Here is a 17,098-nt window from a genome sequence, read left to right as displayed (position 1 = left end):
AATGAGTACCGTAGTTAACGATACCTTGAATCACACACCACCTAAGAAAAAAGAATTGCGAGTTGTCTTACAACTTCTAATTTACAAGGTGATTGATCCCTTTGTAAAATTACTAATACGCATTGGCTTTACTCCCAACGCTGTTACAACCACTGGATTGCTTCTGAATATTGGAGTAGCAGCCATTTTTGTAGCCGGTGCTGAAGAGGGTAACCGCGGTGACTTATCTTATGTCGGCTGGGCTGGTGCTCTCATCTTATTCGCAGGGTTATTCGATATGCTGGACGGACAGGTCGCTCGTCTTGGAAATATGAGTTCAAAGTTCGGTGCTTTATATGATTCGGTACTTGACCGTTATAGCGAGCTGATTATGTTTTTAGGTATATGTTATTACCTTATTGGTCATCATTACTTCCTTAGCTCTTTATTTGCTTTTATAGCGCTTATTGGATCTATGATGGTTAGTTATATCCGTGCACGGGCAGAAGGCCTGGGAGTAGAATGTAAAGACGGATTGATGCAGCGGCCTGAACGTGTTGTTACAGTAGCAGTATCGGCTATTGCTTGCGGTATAACGTCTTATTATATCGGTGGAGATTTTAAAATTTATATCCCTGGCATTCCTTTTCAGGTTTTTGAAACAATATCAGTCTTTACTGTTCCGCTAACGGTCATGGCATTTTTAACCAACATGACAGCAATTCAAAGAATCCGTGACGTTAAGCGTTCTATGGAAATTAAATACGGTAAGTAGTAATGTATTTTTTGTTCTCAATTTTGCTTCTGATCTTTTCAAACCCTACAGCAGGAAGTTCGCAGCCCTGTGTATGTAAGGATCAAAATACATTTCCTATACCCCCGGTGGACGAACAGACGCTGTTTTATATGCAGCGAACTCCCAATCATAATACCATTATGTATGATTTGAATATAGAAAATGGTAAGATTGATTCGGATGAGCCTGTACATGTTTATTGGATTCGATATGGAGAGAAGGGGCAGAAAGAAGAATTGTCGTATATACAAAGACATTACGCTTATGGTCTTAAGACAAAGAAAATAAGCGATAACAAGTATGAATTGCGTTTTGTGTCATATAAGAAGTTGCCTTTTTATATAGAGAAATCTGCTCGTGACAATCGTTATCATATACAGGTGGCATTGGATGGAAAAGCAGTAGAGGTGAAACGAGTTTTCTTACAAATTGAGGGAGGAAGTTTTTGGTTACCAAATGTAGTATGTGCTGAAGTAAAAGGAGTTGATCCTGTTACTGGTAAGGAAGTTATTCAATTATTTAAACCGTAAATCTGCAGTATATGAAGAAGAATTTTGTATCGAATAGTCAGGAATCGACACGTATGTTTAAAAGCGGTTTACTAGAGAGTTTATCTAAAGTACACTTTTCCGTTCCTATTTTTATTTACGTTCCTGTTATCGCTTACTTTATTTACAGAGCTATTGCTGTACAGGAAAACAGTATAGTGGAATTGCTGTTAAGTCTGGCAGGCGGCCTGTTATTCTGGACGTTTACGGAATATGTGCTACATCGGTTTGTATTTCATTTCGAGCCCCAATCCAAATGGGGCAGGAGATTACATTTTATTTTTCATGGTGTTCATCACGACTATCCCAATGATCGGCTACGACTTGTCATGCCTCCTTCGGTAAGTATTCCTTTAGCAACGGGTTTTTACTTGCTCTTCAATGCAGTATTACCCGCAACTGTGGTTCCTGCATTTTTTGCAGCTTTTATGGCAGGCTATCTGTTCTATGATATTTCACACTATGCGCTTCATCATATAAACATGAAGAATGCTTTCTGGAGAAAGCTGAAACAACATCACATGCTTCACCACTACACGGACCCTACCAAAGGATATGGGGTTAGTTCTTCACTTTGGGATACTATTTTTAAATCTGACTTTGAAAAATAATTTGAATTATCCTGCAACTTCTTTAGCAGGATCAAGAACAACTTGGCGTGAATTTGTCGTAGCAGCTCTTATTTCAGGGGGGTACCTTCTATTATCATTTTTACTGATCGGTTTTAAAACCGATCAGCTTTTTTTAGTTACGATTTTTAGTGCTTTATATCTTGCTTCTACCGGAACCAGAAAGTTCATCATCGGATTTTCAATTTTTATTGTCTACTGGATCATCTTCGATTACATGAAGGCGTTCCCCAATTATGCTTTTAATGATGTACACATTAAGAGTTTATATGATATGGAGCTCCGTTGGTTTGGCATTATGTATGAGGGGAAGCTAGTGACTCCAAATGAATATTTTCTTGCGAACAATTCTACATGGGTCGATATCATGTGTGGCTTATTTTATCTTTGCTGGGTACCTGTACCCCTTGCATTTGCGGCCTTCCTTTATTTTAAAAACCGGAGTGAGTTTATAAAGTTCTCATTGACTTTCCTGTTTGTAAACATTTTAGGTTTTATTGTTTATTATTTATATCCTGCAGCGCCACCTTGGTATATTCAACTACATGGCGTTGACTTTTACGCTCATACACCTGGAAACACAGCTGGGCTAATTAGATTTGATGCCTTTTTTGATGTTCAAATATTCCAGGCTTTGTATGCCAAAAGTTCTAATGTTTTTGCAGCAATGCCTTCACTACATTCTTCATATCCCCTTATTGTTACCTTTTACGGAATTAAAAACAAGTTAGGCTGGGTGAATATAATTTTTATTACTGTTTCAATTGGGATTTGGTTTGCCGCTGTATACACAAGCCATCATTACATATTGGATGTGTTAGCAGGAGTGGTGATAGCGCTAGTAGGAATTTTGAGTTTTTTAACGCTCGTTAAAAGGAATGGTGAGTTCAGAAACTTTATTAGTTATTACGCAAAGTCTATTTCTTAACTTGAAGAAGAACTATTAGTGGTGAAATAGAATCGGGTATAAAAAAACTAGCGGATTATAGCTTTATACCATGACATAGTAATTTTTGTGCAAAATCGAGCCTGTCACTAATTCTCTTTATCGGACATTCTTCCAATACTCCTTTTTCAATACCACGAATAGAACTTAACATGATATAACTAAGGTGTTCTAATTCATCATTGGTAACATTTTTGAATTCTTTATTGTTGATGCCAAAAGATAAGATGTCTTTTAATAGCGAAAGCTCTTTATTCTCATAATCCTTTTTAAGAGACTTAACGAGCAAAGGGTTGTCTGATATCTCTCCGAAAACAATCCCATAAAGCGATGCTTTTTGATGGAGTGCCTGTATTTTAGTACTGCTAAAGGCGCGTAACTTTTCTTCAGCTGTATTAGCCCTTTGTACTGCGTATTTAACCAAATCAAAGACTTCCTCCATTTCCTCCCTGATCATAGCTTTAAAGATTTCCTCTTTACTTTTGAAATAATAATAAAGAGAACTCTTTCCCTTGCCTACAGCCTTCGCAATGTCTTCCATTGTGGTTTTAAACAAACCAAACTGCTGAAATTGGCTTCTGGCTGCACTTATAATTTCTTCTCTTATTACTTTGTCTTTGGTTTTACACGTAGCATTCATTTCATGAAATAGCAAAGCTTAAGTTTGTAAAACTAAGCATTAGGAAAGGAAATTATGCCCTATTCATGGATTAATCTTACCTATTGTGTTATTTACACACAAAAGATTTATTTCGGCTGCAATGGTTTGTTAAGATTAATATGTTCAACGTTTTCCTGCTGCGGTAAGATTATATGTAGCTCTTGTGCAACATCAACTTCTATTCGGCCCTCAACTATACTGCAATCAAGTATGTGGCCACCTGTTTTTTTGTCTTTATCAATGAAATGAAAATGGTAATTCGGACTGTTTAATACTTCTGCCGATTTAGGTGTGTAGAAGCCTACTACCGTTCCTTCTATGTCTGCGCGTTTAAATTTGATTTCCTGAACTTCATCTACAGGTTTATACGGTTTTTCTTGCTTAACAAAGCTTCTGAAATCAACTGTTTTAAACTTTGCATGAATTTGAATGGCGGAAAAGGAATTTGTGTGAATAATCCTGCTAAGCAAAGCATGAAGACTCTTGATATCAGTGATATTAGTAATCTTTAAGGTAGTATCAGGTTTAAATTTTTTAACTGAAGCAAAAGTAAGTTTATCATTGCTTTTCATCTTTCTGGCGTTACTATCAGAAGGAATACTGTAGAACTCGTTGTTAAGAATTATTAATTCCCCGGCGAGTTTTTCTTCACTTCCCAACCCAAAATCTCCCAAAGTTTTAAGCTTGTTAACAGTAATCACCCCGTCAAATTGCCCCTCATGAATCGCATGGTTCAAAGATGCGTAATATATAATGTCATTGTTTTGACTTTGAATAAAAGCAGTAATTAACGCTGCAAGAATTAAAAGTATAAATGCTCTTCTAATCATCTTTCCTGTTTCGCATAAGAAATATGCTTATTTAAAAAAAAAGAGGCTGCTCCAGCAACCTCTCCATAATTTAAAGCCGTTATGAATCCTTATCTTTTTTCTTTTTTTCTTTAATCTTCTTTCCTTCCGAGTCGAACTTCACCATTTTAGTTTCGCCGCCTTGTGAAAGTTCAACTGCATAAAAAGTTTGACCATCTTTTTCTTTACGATAAGCGTTGTTCACTGTCCATCCGCTATAATCCTGGCTCCCAAGTTGCTCCAAAACAGAAGAAGGGAGTTCGGTGGTTGATATTGCTTCTTTTTCGTCGTACTTGTCGCCTTTCTTCATGTCTCTTTTACTATCATCCTGGCTCTTGTATTGTGAACTAGGCTGATCTTGAGTAGATGTCTCTTGTGCCTGAACTGCAACAGCAGTACCAAACATTAAACAAAATGCAAACATTAGTTTTTTCATAATTGTCGCTTTTGGTTGAACATTTTATTTGATGTTTTAAATAACTATGCCCGCGAGTTGGCTTCTGTTGTTGCTGGGTTTTTAAAATATCATCGAAGCTTAAACCGGATATACTTATGAGAACTGAACGAAATAAAAAAGCTGCATGAATAGGCGTATAAGCTACTGCTTGGTAGGCATGCTTATCTTGCTACGATCTTGTCCTGATGATTAAGCCTTGAATTTTTCTTTTCTACGTTCGATGACGTACTGAGGGTCGTCGAAAGGAATATTAAAACGAATCACACGTTCAATGTTGCTTAGGTGCAGCGGATTTTGCTCAACAGGATAGCCATGAAGATCCTGCTTCATAAGGGTAATAACATGATCACCTGTTGGGGATTCTTCAATATCTACGACAGCAGTAGTAATAAGATCGCCTGAGTCTTTGATAAAGATTCCGATTGCAGTTCTTTTCTGAAGGCTCAAATTAAGTTCTCCCAGAATTTCTTCTCTGGTATCTTTAATTTGTTTTTTTACAGCATCAAAGAGCATACGATCTTAAATTTTATCAGGAGCGAAGATAGATCTTCCTGTACATTAAAGCTACAAAATCATTAATAGTTGCGGCAATTTGCTAGTCGAAATGTATAACTTTCTAACGATAATGAGGTAGGTTCATATCTGTTGTATGCCTGCTAAACAGGTCCAATCGATTGCAGCAGTTTTGTAAAAATGTTCAATAAAAAATGAGTAACTTCAATCAGGTCTCTTTTGTTTAGAGGTCCTATATTTCCTCTGAGAAGGTTTTTTATTGTTTTTCTTAGTTGGATTTGGCCGCGCTTTGTCACTTGCTTCAAGTTCTATATGTCTCGCAATTCCTACTGCGAGAGTTCCAACGATATCTCGTCTTGTTCCTGGCAAGTTGTAAATGGCATTATAAGTTTTTGCTACGTTACGATAACTGCTGGACCTATTATCTAGTGCACCATAATTAGCAGTAACGTCTATGGAGAGTTTCCATTTAGAAGAAAAATACCAATCAGAATGTAACCCTAACAATCCGAAAAATTGCAGTGAGTTAAAATCTGATTTTTCAGCAATTATATAGTTGTTTTGCTGAGGCGCTAATACACCGTTACTTTGAACTATGTAGTCGGGAGGTAAAATACTATATACTATAGGAGGAAAATAAAGACTGGTTTCTCTATGGGTAATAGTTTCTTTTCCTTTTACTAAATAAGCTGGACTTATTCCTATTATGAAGCTCGTTGTTAAAGCAGAAAGATCAATGAGATGAAATTTAAAAACAATTGGAAGGTGAGCATATAAAAGGTTTATTTTTCTTAGTCCTGCCTGGCTTCCAGAAGAGCTAAAAACATTAAAGTTTTGTCCCGTATTTAATAGGCCTGTACTTAACATGAATCCGTATTTCCTAAAATCCAGGCTGTAGGTTAAACCTATAGGCGATGTTTTTATATCATAGCGGGTATTATACCTCGGGTCCGCGTTAATGCCCTCATCCCATGTATAGGTAGATGTAATACCTGAATAGATACCAAAGGAAGCAATCTTAGTCTGGGCGCAAGCATTATGCAGCAAATGAAAAGTAATAGCAAGGAGTAGCGTACGTATCAATAGACCCTTAAACATCAAAATATTTAAAGCAAAATAACAAATTAAACCGGATTCATTATAGTATTGTTACAACGTGCGAAATTGCATGAATTTCAACATGCTTATGTTATATTAATTTTATTATTTCGCCTTGTGAAATTTACTTTTGATTGGAAGCTTGGTGGTAATATTTACTGGGCTTTATTTCTTCGGTTGCTTCTGGCTATGCTCCTTTTTAGCTTGTGTCGCATGGGATTTTACCTGTACAATACAAGTTTCTTTCCGGATATGAGCATGTTGACTCTTGTAAAACTGATGCTTGCCGGATTACGTTTTGACTTAGTATCTGTACTTTACGTGAACATGCTTTTCATTGTATTGATGGTGCTGCCGTTTAAATTTAGATTCAATTATGGATACCAGGAATTTTTGAAATACACATTTTTTATTACCAATGGTTTTGCCCTTGCATTAAATGTATCAGACTTTATTTATTACAAATTTACGTTGAGACGCACAACGGCTGATGTTGTTAAACAGTTTGAAAACGAGCAAAATTTAGAAGGTCTCTTCTTTCAGTTTCTTGTTGATTATTGGTACGCGCTTCTATTTTGGTTATTGCTGATAGTAGTTATGGTTGTGTTATATAACCGCGTCAGAATATGGGGACCTCAAACTAAAAATTCAATTGTCTTCTATATCTCTAGTGTGTTATTATTAGCAGTCATAGCATTTCTTACCGTAGGAGGAATAAGGGGTGGTTTTAGACATAGTACCCGACCCATTACATTAAGTAATGCAGGAGAGTATGTCAGTGATCCTAGGGATATAAGCATTGTATTAAATACACCTTTTACAATTATTCGTACTATAGGAAGAACTAAAGTTCAACCTGTCAACTTCTTTTCATCAGAGGAAGTCGAAAAGATATATTCTCCAGTACATTACCCTAAAGATTCATTAGCATTTGAAAAGAAGAATGTAGTTGTTCTTATTCTTGAGAGTTTCTCAAAAGAGTTTTTTGGCACTTTCAACAAAGAGAAGGACAACGGTACCTACAAAGGCTACACACCTTTTCTTGACTCGTTAATAGAACATAGTCTTACCTATGAATATTCATTTGCTAATGGAAGAAAATCAATAGACGGGCTTCCCTCAGTTATAAGTAGTATTCCTTCTCTTGGTGTTCCATATTTTTTGTCACCTTACTCCGGCAACAAGATCAACAGCTTAGCTTCTTTACTAAAAACTAAAGGATATCACACTTCCTTTTTTCATGGAGCACCAAATGGTTCCATGGGCTTTAAAGCTTTTATGAATCTGGCTGGCGTGGATTCTTACTACGGAATGACAGAGTACGATAACGATGACGACTTTGATGGGTTATGGGGAATCTGGGATGATAAGTTTCTTGATTTTTACGCTTCTAAACTGAACGAATTTCCACAGCCATTCATGTCTTCATTTTTTTCCGTGTCATCCCATCATCCTTTTAAAATACCCGATGTTTATAAAGATAAATTTAAGGAAGGCCGTGTTCCCATATCAAAGTGTATTGAATATACTGATTATTCATTAAAACAATTCTTTGCAAAAGCATCGAAGATGCCATGGTATCAAAATACACTATTTGTAATCACAGCAGACCATACGTCCAGCAACGCAATTTTTGACGACCACCGGACTGCCTGGGGGTTCTTTTCTGTACCTGTCATTTTCTTTACTCCCGATCAGTCTTTATCGGGCAGGAAGCAAGAGATTATCCAACAAATCGATATTATGCCTTCTGTTCTAGGTCATCTTCATTACGATAAGCCTTATTTTGCATATGGTCGTAACGTTTTTAACGAGGAGGTAGAACCTTTTGCTTTCAATTACAAAGACAATATTTATCAATTATTTGAAAGGGATTTCTTATTGATTTTCGACGGGAAGCAATCCCTGGGGCTGTATAATTTTAAGCAGGACAAAATGATAACAAATAACCTTCTCAAACAATATCCTGATGTAGTTCAACGTATGGAAGTAAAAATGAAGGCTTTTATACAACAATACAATAACAGGATGATCGAAGACAAATTAACTGTTACCAAATGATAGCAGCTGGCCCGATTTTTATCCTCTTTTAAGCGTCTGTTTGAAAGTTTGCTTTAACTTGTTTACGTCCTCATGGAGAAAAGGGTATATTTTAAAAATCTAAATGCACTTCGTTTTTTTGCGGCAACCGCGGTAATTATCCATCACGTCGAGCAGTATAAAAACTGGGCTAACCTTCCCAATATTTGGGGAAATACTACCATAGATGCAATAGGTCATAAAGCAGTTTCATTCTTTTTTGTCTTAAGCGGTTTTTTAATTACCTATCTTTTACTAGCAGAAAAAGCGAAGACAGACGAGATTAACATTAGAAATTTCTATATCAGACGTATTTTAAGAATCTGGCCTTTGTACTACCTGATTGTGGCATTATGTCTCTTTGTCGTTCCGTTGATTTCTAGTCATTCGATGTTTGGCCCTTCTGTTGTAGAAACTAATTTTACGCTTATCACAGTTCTTTTACTATTCGTTCTTCCTAATGTAGTTCGAACTTTTGCACCTTCGATAGTTGGAGGCAATCAGCTATGGTCAATAGGTGTAGAGGAGCAATTCTATTTGGTTTGGCCTCTATTTGTGCGGTGGTTTATTAACCACATGGTGGTTTTTCTCATTGCGTTTATCATGCTGAAGCTAGGCTTAACGGTACTCCTGCAGAGCCTAATTACGCCAGAAAGTAATGCCTACTATCACAAATTTTTCCGTTTATGGGTTCTGCTTCAGGTAGAACAAATGGCAATTGGTGCATTAGGTGCCTATATCCTTTTTAAGAAGAAAAAGATAATTCTAAACTTAATCTATCACCCCATTACTTTAGTTTTTAGCACAGGTCTATTTATTATCCTGTTTATTATTCCTACGGAAAGTTGGCTAATTAATTATTATGAGGCATTAGTATTTATCATTCTTATTCTAAATATCTCAACTAATCCTGCTATCAGTTTGTCATTGGAAAATAAGGCCTTTAGTGTTTTGGGTAATATATCCTATGGCATCTACATGTATCATACCTTATGTATTGCCTTTTGTATGTACGTACTACGTTTATTTAAACTGGGACAGTCTAATCATATTCTCTTTAATGTCCTTCTTTATAGCTTTTCCGTGATAGTTACGATTGCTGTAGCATATCTTTCTTATGAACTCTTTGAGAAGAAGTTTTTAGAGTTGAAGGAAAGATTTATGATTGTTAAGAGTGGTGAAAAGGCAGACACCACTACTTTTGAGAGTAGCAGACCGGTAGTTTCTACAAACGGACAATCGGTGTAAACCCAGATGTTAGTTTATAAGTTAAGGGAAATCAGGCAAGGTTATGGTAAACTTGCTGAACATCATCGTCGCCCTCTAATGTTTCTACTAACTTAAGAACTTCGTCCTGTTGTTCTTCACTTAACTCTTTTGTTGTAGTAGGGATATATTGAATCTCCGAGCTTTTTGCATCAAGGTTTTTAGATTCCAAAAACTTCTGCATGTGGCCGAATTCAGTGAATTTTGTATAGACTACAATTTCTTCTTCATTTCGCTCAATATCTTCCGCTCCGGCATCTATGAGATCCAGTTCCAACTCATCCAAATCGAGTTTTGAAGAATCAAATTTGAAAACACCTCTTCGCTCGAAAAGAAAGGCAACCGAGCCCGAGTTCCCCATGCTACCACCGTTCTTGGAAAAATGTAGTCGTACATTCGCTACGGTTCTTGTAGGATTATCAGTGGCACACTCAACAATAATGGGCACACCATGGGGCCCATATCCTTCGTATGTAACCTCCTGGTAATCTTTTTCTTCTTTGGATGATGCTCTTTTAATGGCTGCCTCAACACGGTCTTTCGGCATATTAGCCCCTTTGGCATTTTGAATAGCCAATCTAAGCTTTGGATTATTCTCGGGAAGAGGACCACCTTGTTTTACCGCAATGGCAATGTCCTTTCCTATACGAGTAAAGGCTTTGGCCATACGGTCAAAGCGCGCAAACATTTTATGTTTCCTTTTTTCAAAAATACGTCCCATAATCCTTGCTTTAAGCTTGGCAAAATTATAGGACTTATGGAAATGACCAAATAATGGCGGATCATTTCTATTACGCACTTACGGCTGCGCGTCGGGACTTTTCCCAGACTACAGACTGTTTTCCCTTTAAAAAGCGTACAAAACCAGCGTAAACAGAGAAATTCATAACGCAGAAATAATAAGGAACAAAGAATCCTTTAATAGACACTTTTTTATTGCTTACAAAATAACCGATAAAGGCAAGGGCGTAAAAAGCTATTTGTCCAAGGGATGCAGTTATATAAAATGGATTGTATTGCATTGCGAGCCAAAGGTTGCTGATGAAGATGAACGGCAGTGCTAACGGCGCAAGGGTCCATCGCAATACCCTGTGAGATATGTATTGAAATGAAAGCATACCATATTTAAATGGGTTTAATAAATAGCCAAGTTTAACCATTGCCTGAAAGGCTCCGGCACATATTCTCACTTTTCTCTTCCATTCTTCTTTAACTGAGGCTGAGGCGGTTTCTGTGGCGTAGGCATTGGGCTCATAAATAAAGCGGTAACCTTTTGAGCAGATAGACAAAGACATATAAAAGTCTTCAATAATAATATTCTCCCCTGGCTCTTCGTAAAGTGCTGTTCTCACAGAAAACAGCTCGCCAGCAGCTCCTACAACAGAATATACTTCAGAGTCTTTACGTTTAAGAAAAGATTCATATTTCCAATATAAACCTTCTCCTGCTCCTGAGGCGTTGTCTTCTGTTTTCTTAAATATTCTTTTTTCTCCGGCAACACCACCAACCTTTTCATCCTGATAATGTCTTACAATATTTTTTAATGCTTCTTTATTCAGAAAAGTATTGGCATCCGAGAAAATAACGATTGGTGTTGTAATAAAGCGCATTACGCGATTTACTGCGTGGATTTTTCCCTTCCGCTGTGGCTCATGATAAAGCGTAACGTTAGGATATTGTCTTATTATTTCAGGCGTTGAGTCTGAAGATCCATCGGTTACAAAAACAACGGAAAGCTTTTCTGAAGGGTAATCAAGTGATAGCGTATTTTCGATCTTGTCGACTATATAATCTTGTTCATTATAAGCAGCGATTAACACAGTAATTTCAGGAAGGTCTTTATCACTTAGCACTTCATAATGTTTTCTTTTTACAAACTTTGCTATAAGTGATATTATAAATCCATAGCCTAGGTATGTGTAGAAAATTATCAATACACCTAGCCAGAAAATTGAGAATGCTAATTCAGTCATGAGATTAATTAAAGTACTGTGAATTGCCAGTTTAGTTTATAATATAGTTTTAAAACGCGTGCAAGCTTAACCCCTCTCTTCTTTCTGTATTCTTTTGCCGGTACTTCAAACAATTTTATGCCACCTGCCGCATGGAATGAAATTTTTAGCGGCAGCATTGCATCATCTTTTAATTGCAAAACAATTAAAAATTTGAGTTTTATAATTAGGATTTAGATTTCCTCTCCGAAAAATAATCTTAGAGACTATTGAAGAAGGTTTACTTTATTAAAATGAAAAGCTTTTTACTCGCAGCTTTACTATTTGTTAATGTTCATTTGTTCGGGCAGTACTTGCCAAACAATTCACAGGTGTTTCAATTTTCTTCTGTGTTAAATCCCGCATTTAGCGGAATTGAGAATTTTAACGACTTAAAATTAAGCTATCGATATCAGTGGACAGGTTTTGGAAGCCAGGCTCCAAAATTTGTTAACCTCGCTTATAACACAAGACTCAAGCAACCACTTGAACTCGGATACAATTCACTACGCCTCAGTAATCCGGCAATGGTAAGAATACCAAGAAAGAGAAGGATGATACAAGGCTTTTCTTTAAATGTATTTCAATCATCCGTAGGAGTGATTAAGTCATTAGGAGCGGGTGCTTCTTTTTCTGTTAATTATCCTATTGTTCGACAGTGGCGGGTATCAGCGGGTGCAGGTGCTTTTATTGAAAACAGAAAGCTTGATATTGCATCAGTAGACGTAGGGGATGATAACGATCCTTTTTATAATCACTTGCTAAACAGTTCTACCTCCCAAACAGATTTGAATCTACGCGCTGGCGTTTTGTTTTACACTCCTGAATTCTACTTCGGGTTTTCTTATTTGCCAATTGTTTACAAACCTATTCAAGCATCGGAGCTTGCAATGGAGGAAGCGTTTTATAAAGCTACAATCCAACTAGGATACGCCTTTAATGTTAATCCGGATTTAAGTATTAAGCCAAGTATTTTGGGGCTTTTGCAGATTGACAATTCAATGTCTTATGATTTTAATGTAAAGGCTTATATACAAAATAAAGTATGGGCAGGGCTTTCTTATAGAAGCACGAAGAATGGAATTGGTATGGTAGGTTTTAATTTAAATGAAAAGCTATCAGCATCATATTCTTATGAGCTTTCTCTTAGTGATTTCCAGCAGTTTGGCGGGGGAAGTCATGAACTTGTACTGGGCGTAAGGTTTAACAATGTTAGAAAATATAACCAATATACATGGTAAGTAGAGTGTTTATTTTGCTATTGCTTATTACTTGTTTCAAGCAAGTAAGTGGCCAGGCTTTTGAATTTTACAATCTTAAAAAAATTGGTGGTACAGTTAACAGCAAAGCCGAGGAAAGCATGCCTTTACTGTCACCCGACCAATCTAAGCTTTATTTTGTCCGTTCTTTTTATGATGGAAACTTGGGTGGTCGTTATGCTGGTACTGATATTTGGGTGAGTGATAGAATTGGTTCTCAATGGAAAAATCCTACTAATAAAATTGCACTCAATAGCAGAGACAATAACATTGCAATAGGAATACATGCAAACGGAAAAACCATTTATACGCTGAACACATCTCGTACCGCTAAAGTTGATGGTATTTACTTTTCAAAGTTATTAAATAACAACAGTTGGTCTGAACCTGAATTTATTCCTCTTCCTGGAATAGATAACCAGGACTTTGTGGGAATGTATGTCTCTCCAGATTACGATGCGATCTTTATCTCAATGAGAGGTTCAGATACAAGGGGAGAAGAGGACATCTATATAAGCGTAAAGAATTCATCTGGAGTTTGGAGTAGGCCAAGAAACATGGGCCCCACTATTAACACGAGCGGGTTTGAGATATCACCATTTCTTTCCGCGGATAAAAAGAGATTGTATTTTTCAAGTAACGGACATGGAGGAGTTGGTGATGCTGATATATTTTACTGCGAGCGTCTATACAATTCGTGGGAGACCTGGTCTGCTCCTATAAACCTTGGTAGCGTGGTGAACTCAAAGAAGTTTGATGCATACTTTTCTATCTATAACGATACAGTGGCCTACTTCACAAGTAACAGAGACCAGGAGCTTGCCGATATATACAAGGTTAGTGTATCATCAAGAAATCCTCTGCTTGCAAGTGGCCAGCGTTATCTTACTGATGAAGAGTGGTCTAGAATGGTGGGTAAGAATGTGATGCGTAAAGTGATTTTTAAAAACAATGCTAAAACGCTTACATCTGCCCAAAGAGAGCTTCTATACTACATGGGTAACAAGATTTACGATCAGAGGGATATTGGAATTCATCTAGTGGTAACGGAAGAAGATGATCCGGAGTTAACGCAAGCGCGTATTCGTGAAATATATGGTGAATTAAGACAAGCAGGAATAGAAGGAAATCGGATTAAGGATGTTATTAAAAAAGATGTTATACGTTCTTCGACTGACGGCGTTATTGAGGTAATGCTATACAGATCAGAGTTTCAGAATTAACCAGTCCCGCTATCAATCTACTGCTATTCGTGGATATGCTTTGATCATGATGTTCAGTTATAGCGGTGGTAATCAGTAATGAAAAAGGCTAAGCATTTTAAATGTTTAGCCTTTTTACGATTAATATTTGTTATAAGTAGTAAGTATTACCTTCAATCTCGGAATGGTTTATAGAATTGCTTATGTGCTAATGCAAGCATTTCCTTATCTCCTGACGTATCGCCATAGGCTATTACTTCATTATATTCAGTAAGGGTGAATCTTTCTTTTATTCTGCAAACTTTCTCAGCACCATAGCAATTCTTGCCTGTTAAGTTTCCGGTGATCTTGTTGTTCTTTACTTCCAGTTTTGTCCCGAGGCATATGAGGCCGTGTTTGTCACACCAGGGCTTTACCCAATTTTCCGCTGAAGCAGACACCACAGCTACGGTAGCACCTTCTGATTTATACCTCTTAATAGCTTCAAGCGCTTGCGGACGAATTAAAGAGTCAATTTTCTTCATGGTGAACTCCATGCACTTCTCATTGAATCTAATGATGTCTTCCCCTTTAAGATACCACTTCAGGAAATACTCTTTCGCTTTCCAATTGGGAATCGTCTTAGTGACGTACATTGCCAACACAGGTGATAACAAAGCTAAACCACTCAAATACTTTAGCTTTCCATGATAGTATATCATGAACTCTGCTAACGTATCATGGGTAGTAATTGTGCCGTCGAAGTCAAAGAGTACAAGCTTTTTGGATGCAATGTTTACATCATTAAAAGCAACGTTCAACTCCGCTGCAGCAGATGATGATGTCATATAAGATTAAGTATGGATTAGCTTTTTATGTAGTGTATATAATGATGTAAAAGCTTACGATCCAACTGATAATGGTAAAGAGGATAAATTTGTCTTTAAACAAGATCGTAGTTGGTGATCCGCTTTTCTTTTCAACAAATGTTATTTGTAGATAGCGCATAATGCCTGCTATTACGAAGATTGTAGTAATGAACAGGTAATCACTTTGAAAACGTTCTGTAACTTCCGGTGACACTGTATACATAATATACGCTACAACTGTTACAGCAGATATAATTGACAAACATGAATTGACAAACTGAAGGTTATAAGCCTGTGATGACTTACGAACTACTTCACCAGTTTTTTTAGTGATAATCATATCATCTCTTCTCTTTGCAATGATAATGAAAAGAGAAAGCAGCAGGATCATTAATGAAAGCCAATGTGTGACATGTATGCCAGAAAGGATACCGCCGCCGTAAACGCGAAGTAAGAAACCGGCCGAAACAATGAACAAGTCAACAATAGGAATATTCTTTAAACCAAAGGAATAACCTAGGTTCAAAGCAAAATAAATTATTAAAAGGTAGAAGAAGGACATGCTTAGCGCTCCTGCAATTGCAAGCCCGGAAAGTGAAAAAATGATGACAAGAATCCACGCTGCTACCCCATTAATTTCGCCTGAAGCAATCGGGCGGAATCTCTTTTTTGGATGAAGCCGGTCAAGATGTCTATCCTGATAATCGTTTACAATGTAAATACTCGAAGCAACGAAGCTAAAAGCTAAAGCGCCTATTGCAAGTTGTTGTAGTTGACCGAAATCGAATAAACTGCCTGCAAAGAAGCTTGGAATGAAGACAAACAGGTTTTTTACCCATTGTTTTACTCTTATTAATTTGATAACAGCAGCGATAGATGCTTTACCAGATATTCTCGAGGTCTTCTTTTCTATACTTGTGGTTGCGGGTGTTGAATAGTGAAGCGGCATTTTTTCTCTTTAAGTTTAGTGAGTCTTTTGAAAATCTTCTTGAAAACCATGCCATGGGCATCAGAAAGAAAAAGAAGATAATGCTGAGGAGAATGCGGGAGTTAACCCAACCCAGGCCTATTGCTATTCTAAACCACAACCATTCAATAAATTTTGCTGCCGGTGTAATTAAAATTGCCAGAAGACCAACAACAAGAGCAGCAATATTAAATGCTCCTACATCGAATATCTGTGATAGCACTAGCAATCCAGTAACAATAACCAGTATAGTCTTGTATCTATCCTGCTCCTGCACGGTAATCAAGTTTTACTTAAAACAAAGTATAAATGAAAGGCGCTACAGCTGAGCCACCACCGATAACAATAAGAACACCAATAAAGATGAGGACAAGAATAACAGGTGTTAACCACCATTTTTTTCTTTCCATCATAAACAAATAAAGATCTTTCATGAAATCCATAAGCACACTTAATTTTATTACTTAAATACTTGATTAATCCAGCGTAAATTCTTCTTTCCAATTATCTTTTTCATGCCAGTAGGGCTGCTCTTTTTTGGCGAACACATAATTTCCAACTACGAGGTAATCCATTTCTGTTCTCATAAAACAACGATAGGCATCTTCCGGAGTACATATAATTGGTTCACCACGCACATTAAAGCTGGTATTAACTATTACGCCGTAACCAGTTAGTTTTTTAAATTCTTCTATGAGCTCGTAGTACCTCGGATTAGTCTCCTTATGTACAGTTTGTATACGGGCAGAAAAATCGATATGTGTAATAGCGGGCATATCAGACCTCACATGGTAGAGTTTCTCTTTAATAGGGAAGGTATGATAACCCGGAGGTAATTCGCTCCTGCGGTTTTCTACCACAGGTTGTACCAGTAGCATATAGGGAGACACTGAATCATGCTGAAAATAGTTTTTACATTCTTCAGCAAGAACTGACGGCGCAAAGGGCCTGAACGACTCTCTGAATTTTATTTTTACATTGAGCTTCTTCTGCATCTCTTCATTTCTAGGA

20 protein-coding genes are annotated in these 17,098 nt (G+C 37.0%); 8 read left to right on the top strand and 12 right to left on the bottom strand.

Features of this window, described 5'->3' with window-relative positions; genetic code table 11:
- Position 1: 1 nt before the first annotated feature.
- The 4 genes from KK060_RS14335 (at position 2) to KK060_RS14320 (ending at position 2,880) form a co-directional block, all read left to right on the top strand.
- Positions 2-754: a CDP-alcohol phosphatidyltransferase family protein gene (locus KK060_RS14335; protein WP_254154443.1), complete on the top strand. Its 753-nt coding sequence runs from the start codon at positions 2-4 to the stop codon at positions 752-754.
- A gap of 107 nt (positions 755-861) precedes the next feature.
- Positions 862-1,305 (top strand): DUF4833 domain-containing protein, encoded by a 444-nt coding sequence (locus tag KK060_RS14330; protein ID WP_254154442.1) that lies wholly within the window; start codon positions 862-864, stop codon positions 1,303-1,305.
- A gap of 11 nt (positions 1,306-1,316) precedes the next feature.
- A complete protein-coding gene (locus KK060_RS14325) occupies positions 1,317-1,934 on the top strand; it encodes a sterol desaturase family protein (protein ID WP_254154441.1) in 618 nt (205 codons plus the stop codon).
- Positions 1,924-2,880 (top strand): phosphatase PAP2 family protein, encoded by a 957-nt coding sequence (locus KK060_RS14320; protein WP_254154440.1) that lies wholly within the window; start codon positions 1,924-1,926, stop codon positions 2,878-2,880. The genes KK060_RS14325 and KK060_RS14320 overlap by 11 nt, the downstream gene beginning before the upstream one ends.
- Before the next feature lie 55 nt (positions 2,881-2,935).
- On the opposite strand, the gene KK060_RS14315 is transcribed toward KK060_RS14320, so the two are convergent.
- From KK060_RS14315 to KK060_RS14295, 5 genes are all read right to left on the bottom strand, one after another.
- A complete protein-coding gene (locus KK060_RS14315) occupies positions 2,936-3,538 on the bottom strand; it encodes a TetR/AcrR family transcriptional regulator (protein WP_254154439.1) in 603 nt (200 codons plus the stop codon).
- A gap of 107 nt (positions 3,539-3,645) precedes the next feature.
- A complete protein-coding gene (gene budA, locus KK060_RS14310) occupies positions 3,646-4,389 on the bottom strand; it encodes an acetolactate decarboxylase (RefSeq protein WP_254154438.1) in 744 nt (247 codons plus the stop codon).
- A gap of 79 nt (positions 4,390-4,468) precedes the next feature.
- Positions 4,469-4,843, bottom strand: a complete 375-nt coding sequence (locus KK060_RS14305; RefSeq protein ID WP_254154437.1) for a hypothetical protein — start codon at positions 4,841-4,843, stop codon at positions 4,469-4,471.
- Positions 4,844-5,053: 210 nt separating this feature from the next.
- Positions 5,054-5,377: a hypothetical protein gene (locus tag KK060_RS14300; protein WP_254154436.1), complete on the bottom strand. Its 324-nt coding sequence runs from the start codon at positions 5,375-5,377 to the stop codon at positions 5,054-5,056.
- A gap of 204 nt (positions 5,378-5,581) precedes the next feature.
- Positions 5,582-6,475, bottom strand: coding sequence for an outer membrane beta-barrel protein (locus KK060_RS14295; protein WP_254154435.1), 894 nt, complete (start codon positions 6,473-6,475; stop codon positions 5,582-5,584).
- Positions 6,476-6,688: 213 nt separating this feature from the next.
- Here KK060_RS14295 and KK060_RS14290 point away from each other — a divergent pair, with 213 nt between their 5' ends.
- Together KK060_RS14290 and KK060_RS14285 are read left to right on the top strand one after the other, a co-directional pair.
- A complete protein-coding gene (locus tag KK060_RS14290) occupies positions 6,689-8,536 on the top strand; it encodes an LTA synthase family protein (protein WP_254154434.1) in 1,848 nt (615 codons plus the stop codon).
- A 72-nt stretch (positions 8,537-8,608) separates the two neighbouring features.
- Positions 8,609-9,802 (top strand): acyltransferase family protein, encoded by a 1,194-nt coding sequence (locus KK060_RS14285; RefSeq protein WP_254154433.1) that lies wholly within the window; start codon positions 8,609-8,611, stop codon positions 9,800-9,802.
- Between the two features lie 31 nt (positions 9,803-9,833).
- On the opposite strand, the gene KK060_RS14280 is transcribed toward KK060_RS14285, so the two are convergent.
- Together KK060_RS14280 and KK060_RS14275 are read right to left on the bottom strand one after the other, a co-directional pair.
- Positions 9,834-10,541: a YebC/PmpR family DNA-binding transcriptional regulator gene (locus KK060_RS14280; protein ID WP_254154432.1), complete on the bottom strand. Its 708-nt coding sequence runs from the start codon at positions 10,539-10,541 to the stop codon at positions 9,834-9,836.
- Positions 10,542-10,611: 70 nt separating this feature from the next.
- Positions 10,612-11,793, bottom strand: coding sequence for a glycosyltransferase family 2 protein (locus tag KK060_RS14275; RefSeq protein ID WP_254154431.1), 1,182 nt, complete (start codon positions 11,791-11,793; stop codon positions 10,612-10,614).
- 272 nt (positions 11,794-12,065) lie between these two features.
- On the opposite strand from KK060_RS14275, the gene KK060_RS14270 reads away from it, so the two are divergent.
- Positions 12,066-13,052 carry a PorP/SprF family type IX secretion system membrane protein gene (locus KK060_RS14270; protein ID WP_254154430.1) on the top strand — a complete coding sequence of 329 codons (987 nt, stop codon included), beginning with the start codon at positions 12,066-12,068 and terminating at the stop codon, positions 13,050-13,052.
- The gene (locus tag KK060_RS14265; protein WP_254154429.1) at positions 13,046-14,293 is read left to right on the top strand and encodes a hypothetical protein; all 1,248 of its coding nucleotides are present in this window, start codon (positions 13,046-13,048) and stop codon (positions 14,291-14,293) included. Before KK060_RS14270 ends, KK060_RS14265 begins: the two co-directional genes overlap by 7 nt.
- A 152-nt stretch (positions 14,294-14,445) precedes the next feature.
- Here KK060_RS14265 and KK060_RS14260 read toward each other — a convergent pair whose 3' ends face one another.
- The 5 genes from KK060_RS14260 to KK060_RS14240 form a co-directional block, all read right to left on the bottom strand.
- Positions 14,446-15,099: an HAD-IB family hydrolase gene (locus KK060_RS14260; protein ID WP_254154428.1), complete on the bottom strand. Its 654-nt coding sequence runs from the start codon at positions 15,097-15,099 to the stop codon at positions 14,446-14,448.
- Between the two features lie 25 nt (positions 15,100-15,124).
- On the bottom strand, positions 15,125-16,069 hold the full coding sequence (locus tag KK060_RS14255; RefSeq protein ID WP_254154427.1) for a decaprenyl-phosphate phosphoribosyltransferase: 945 nt from the start codon (positions 16,067-16,069) through the stop codon (positions 15,125-15,127).
- Positions 16,002-16,364, bottom strand: a complete 363-nt coding sequence (locus tag KK060_RS14250) for an SxtJ family membrane protein (RefSeq protein WP_254154426.1) — start codon at positions 16,362-16,364, stop codon at positions 16,002-16,004. Before KK060_RS14250 ends, KK060_RS14255 begins: the two co-directional genes overlap by 68 nt.
- A gap of 16 nt (positions 16,365-16,380) precedes the next feature.
- Positions 16,381-16,530 (bottom strand): DUF5989 family protein, encoded by a 150-nt coding sequence (locus KK060_RS14245; RefSeq protein WP_254154425.1) that lies wholly within the window; start codon positions 16,528-16,530, stop codon positions 16,381-16,383.
- 33 nt (positions 16,531-16,563) lie between these two features.
- Positions 16,564-17,098: carbamoyltransferase C-terminal domain-containing protein (locus tag KK060_RS14240; protein WP_302180086.1), on the bottom strand; the 535-nt coding region annotated here is incomplete at its 5' end.

It is taken from the genome of Chryseosolibacter indicum (assembly GCF_018598585.1).
Classification (GTDB): Bacteria; Bacteroidota; Bacteroidia; order Cytophagales; family Cyclobacteriaceae; genus Chryseosolibacter; species Chryseosolibacter indicus.
This window is presented reverse-complemented; position numbering and strand designations above follow the sequence as displayed.

Excerpts from the sequence above, each read along its gene's own strand:
- KK060_RS14335 (WP_254154443.1), top strand. The coding sequence starts at position 2 with ATGAGTACCGTAGTTAACGATACCTTGAATCACACACCACCTAAGAAA.
- KK060_RS14325 (WP_254154441.1), top strand. The coding sequence starts at position 1,317 with ATGAAGAAGAATTTTGTATCGAATAGTCAGGAATCGACACGTATGTTT.
- KK060_RS14315 (WP_254154439.1), bottom strand. The coding sequence starts at position 3,538 with ATGAATGCTACGTGTAAAACCAAAGACAAAGTAATAAGAGAAGAAATT.
- budA (WP_254154438.1), bottom strand. The coding sequence starts at position 4,389 with ATGATTAGAAGAGCATTTATACTTTTAATTCTTGCAGCGTTAATTACT.
- KK060_RS14305 (WP_254154437.1), bottom strand. The coding sequence starts at position 4,843 with ATGAAAAAACTAATGTTTGCATTTTGTTTAATGTTTGGTACTGCTGTT.
- KK060_RS14300 (WP_254154436.1), bottom strand. The coding sequence starts at position 5,377 with ATGCTCTTTGATGCTGTAAAAAAACAAATTAAAGATACCAGAGAAGAA.
- KK060_RS14295 (WP_254154435.1), bottom strand. The coding sequence starts at position 6,475 with ATGTTTAAGGGTCTATTGATACGTACGCTACTCCTTGCTATTACTTTT.
- KK060_RS14290 (WP_254154434.1), top strand. The coding sequence starts at position 6,689 with ATGGGATTTTACCTGTACAATACAAGTTTCTTTCCGGATATGAGCATG.
- KK060_RS14285 (WP_254154433.1), top strand. The coding sequence starts at position 8,609 with ATGGAGAAAAGGGTATATTTTAAAAATCTAAATGCACTTCGTTTTTTT.
- KK060_RS14280 (WP_254154432.1), bottom strand. The coding sequence starts at position 10,541 with ATGGGACGTATTTTTGAAAAAAGGAAACATAAAATGTTTGCGCGCTTT.
- KK060_RS14275 (WP_254154431.1), bottom strand. The coding sequence starts at position 11,793 with ATGACTGAATTAGCATTCTCAATTTTCTGGCTAGGTGTATTGATAATT.
- KK060_RS14270 (WP_254154430.1), top strand. The coding sequence starts at position 12,066 with ATGAAAAGCTTTTTACTCGCAGCTTTACTATTTGTTAATGTTCATTTG.
- KK060_RS14265 (WP_254154429.1), top strand. The coding sequence starts at position 13,046 with ATGGTAAGTAGAGTGTTTATTTTGCTATTGCTTATTACTTGTTTCAAG.
- KK060_RS14260 (WP_254154428.1), bottom strand. The coding sequence starts at position 15,099 with ATGACATCATCATCTGCTGCAGCGGAGTTGAACGTTGCTTTTAATGAT.
- KK060_RS14255 (WP_254154427.1), bottom strand. The coding sequence starts at position 16,069 with ATGCCGCTTCACTATTCAACACCCGCAACCACAAGTATAGAAAAGAAG.
- KK060_RS14245 (WP_254154425.1), bottom strand. The coding sequence starts at position 16,530 with ATGGATTTCATGAAAGATCTTTATTTGTTTATGATGGAAAGAAAAAAA.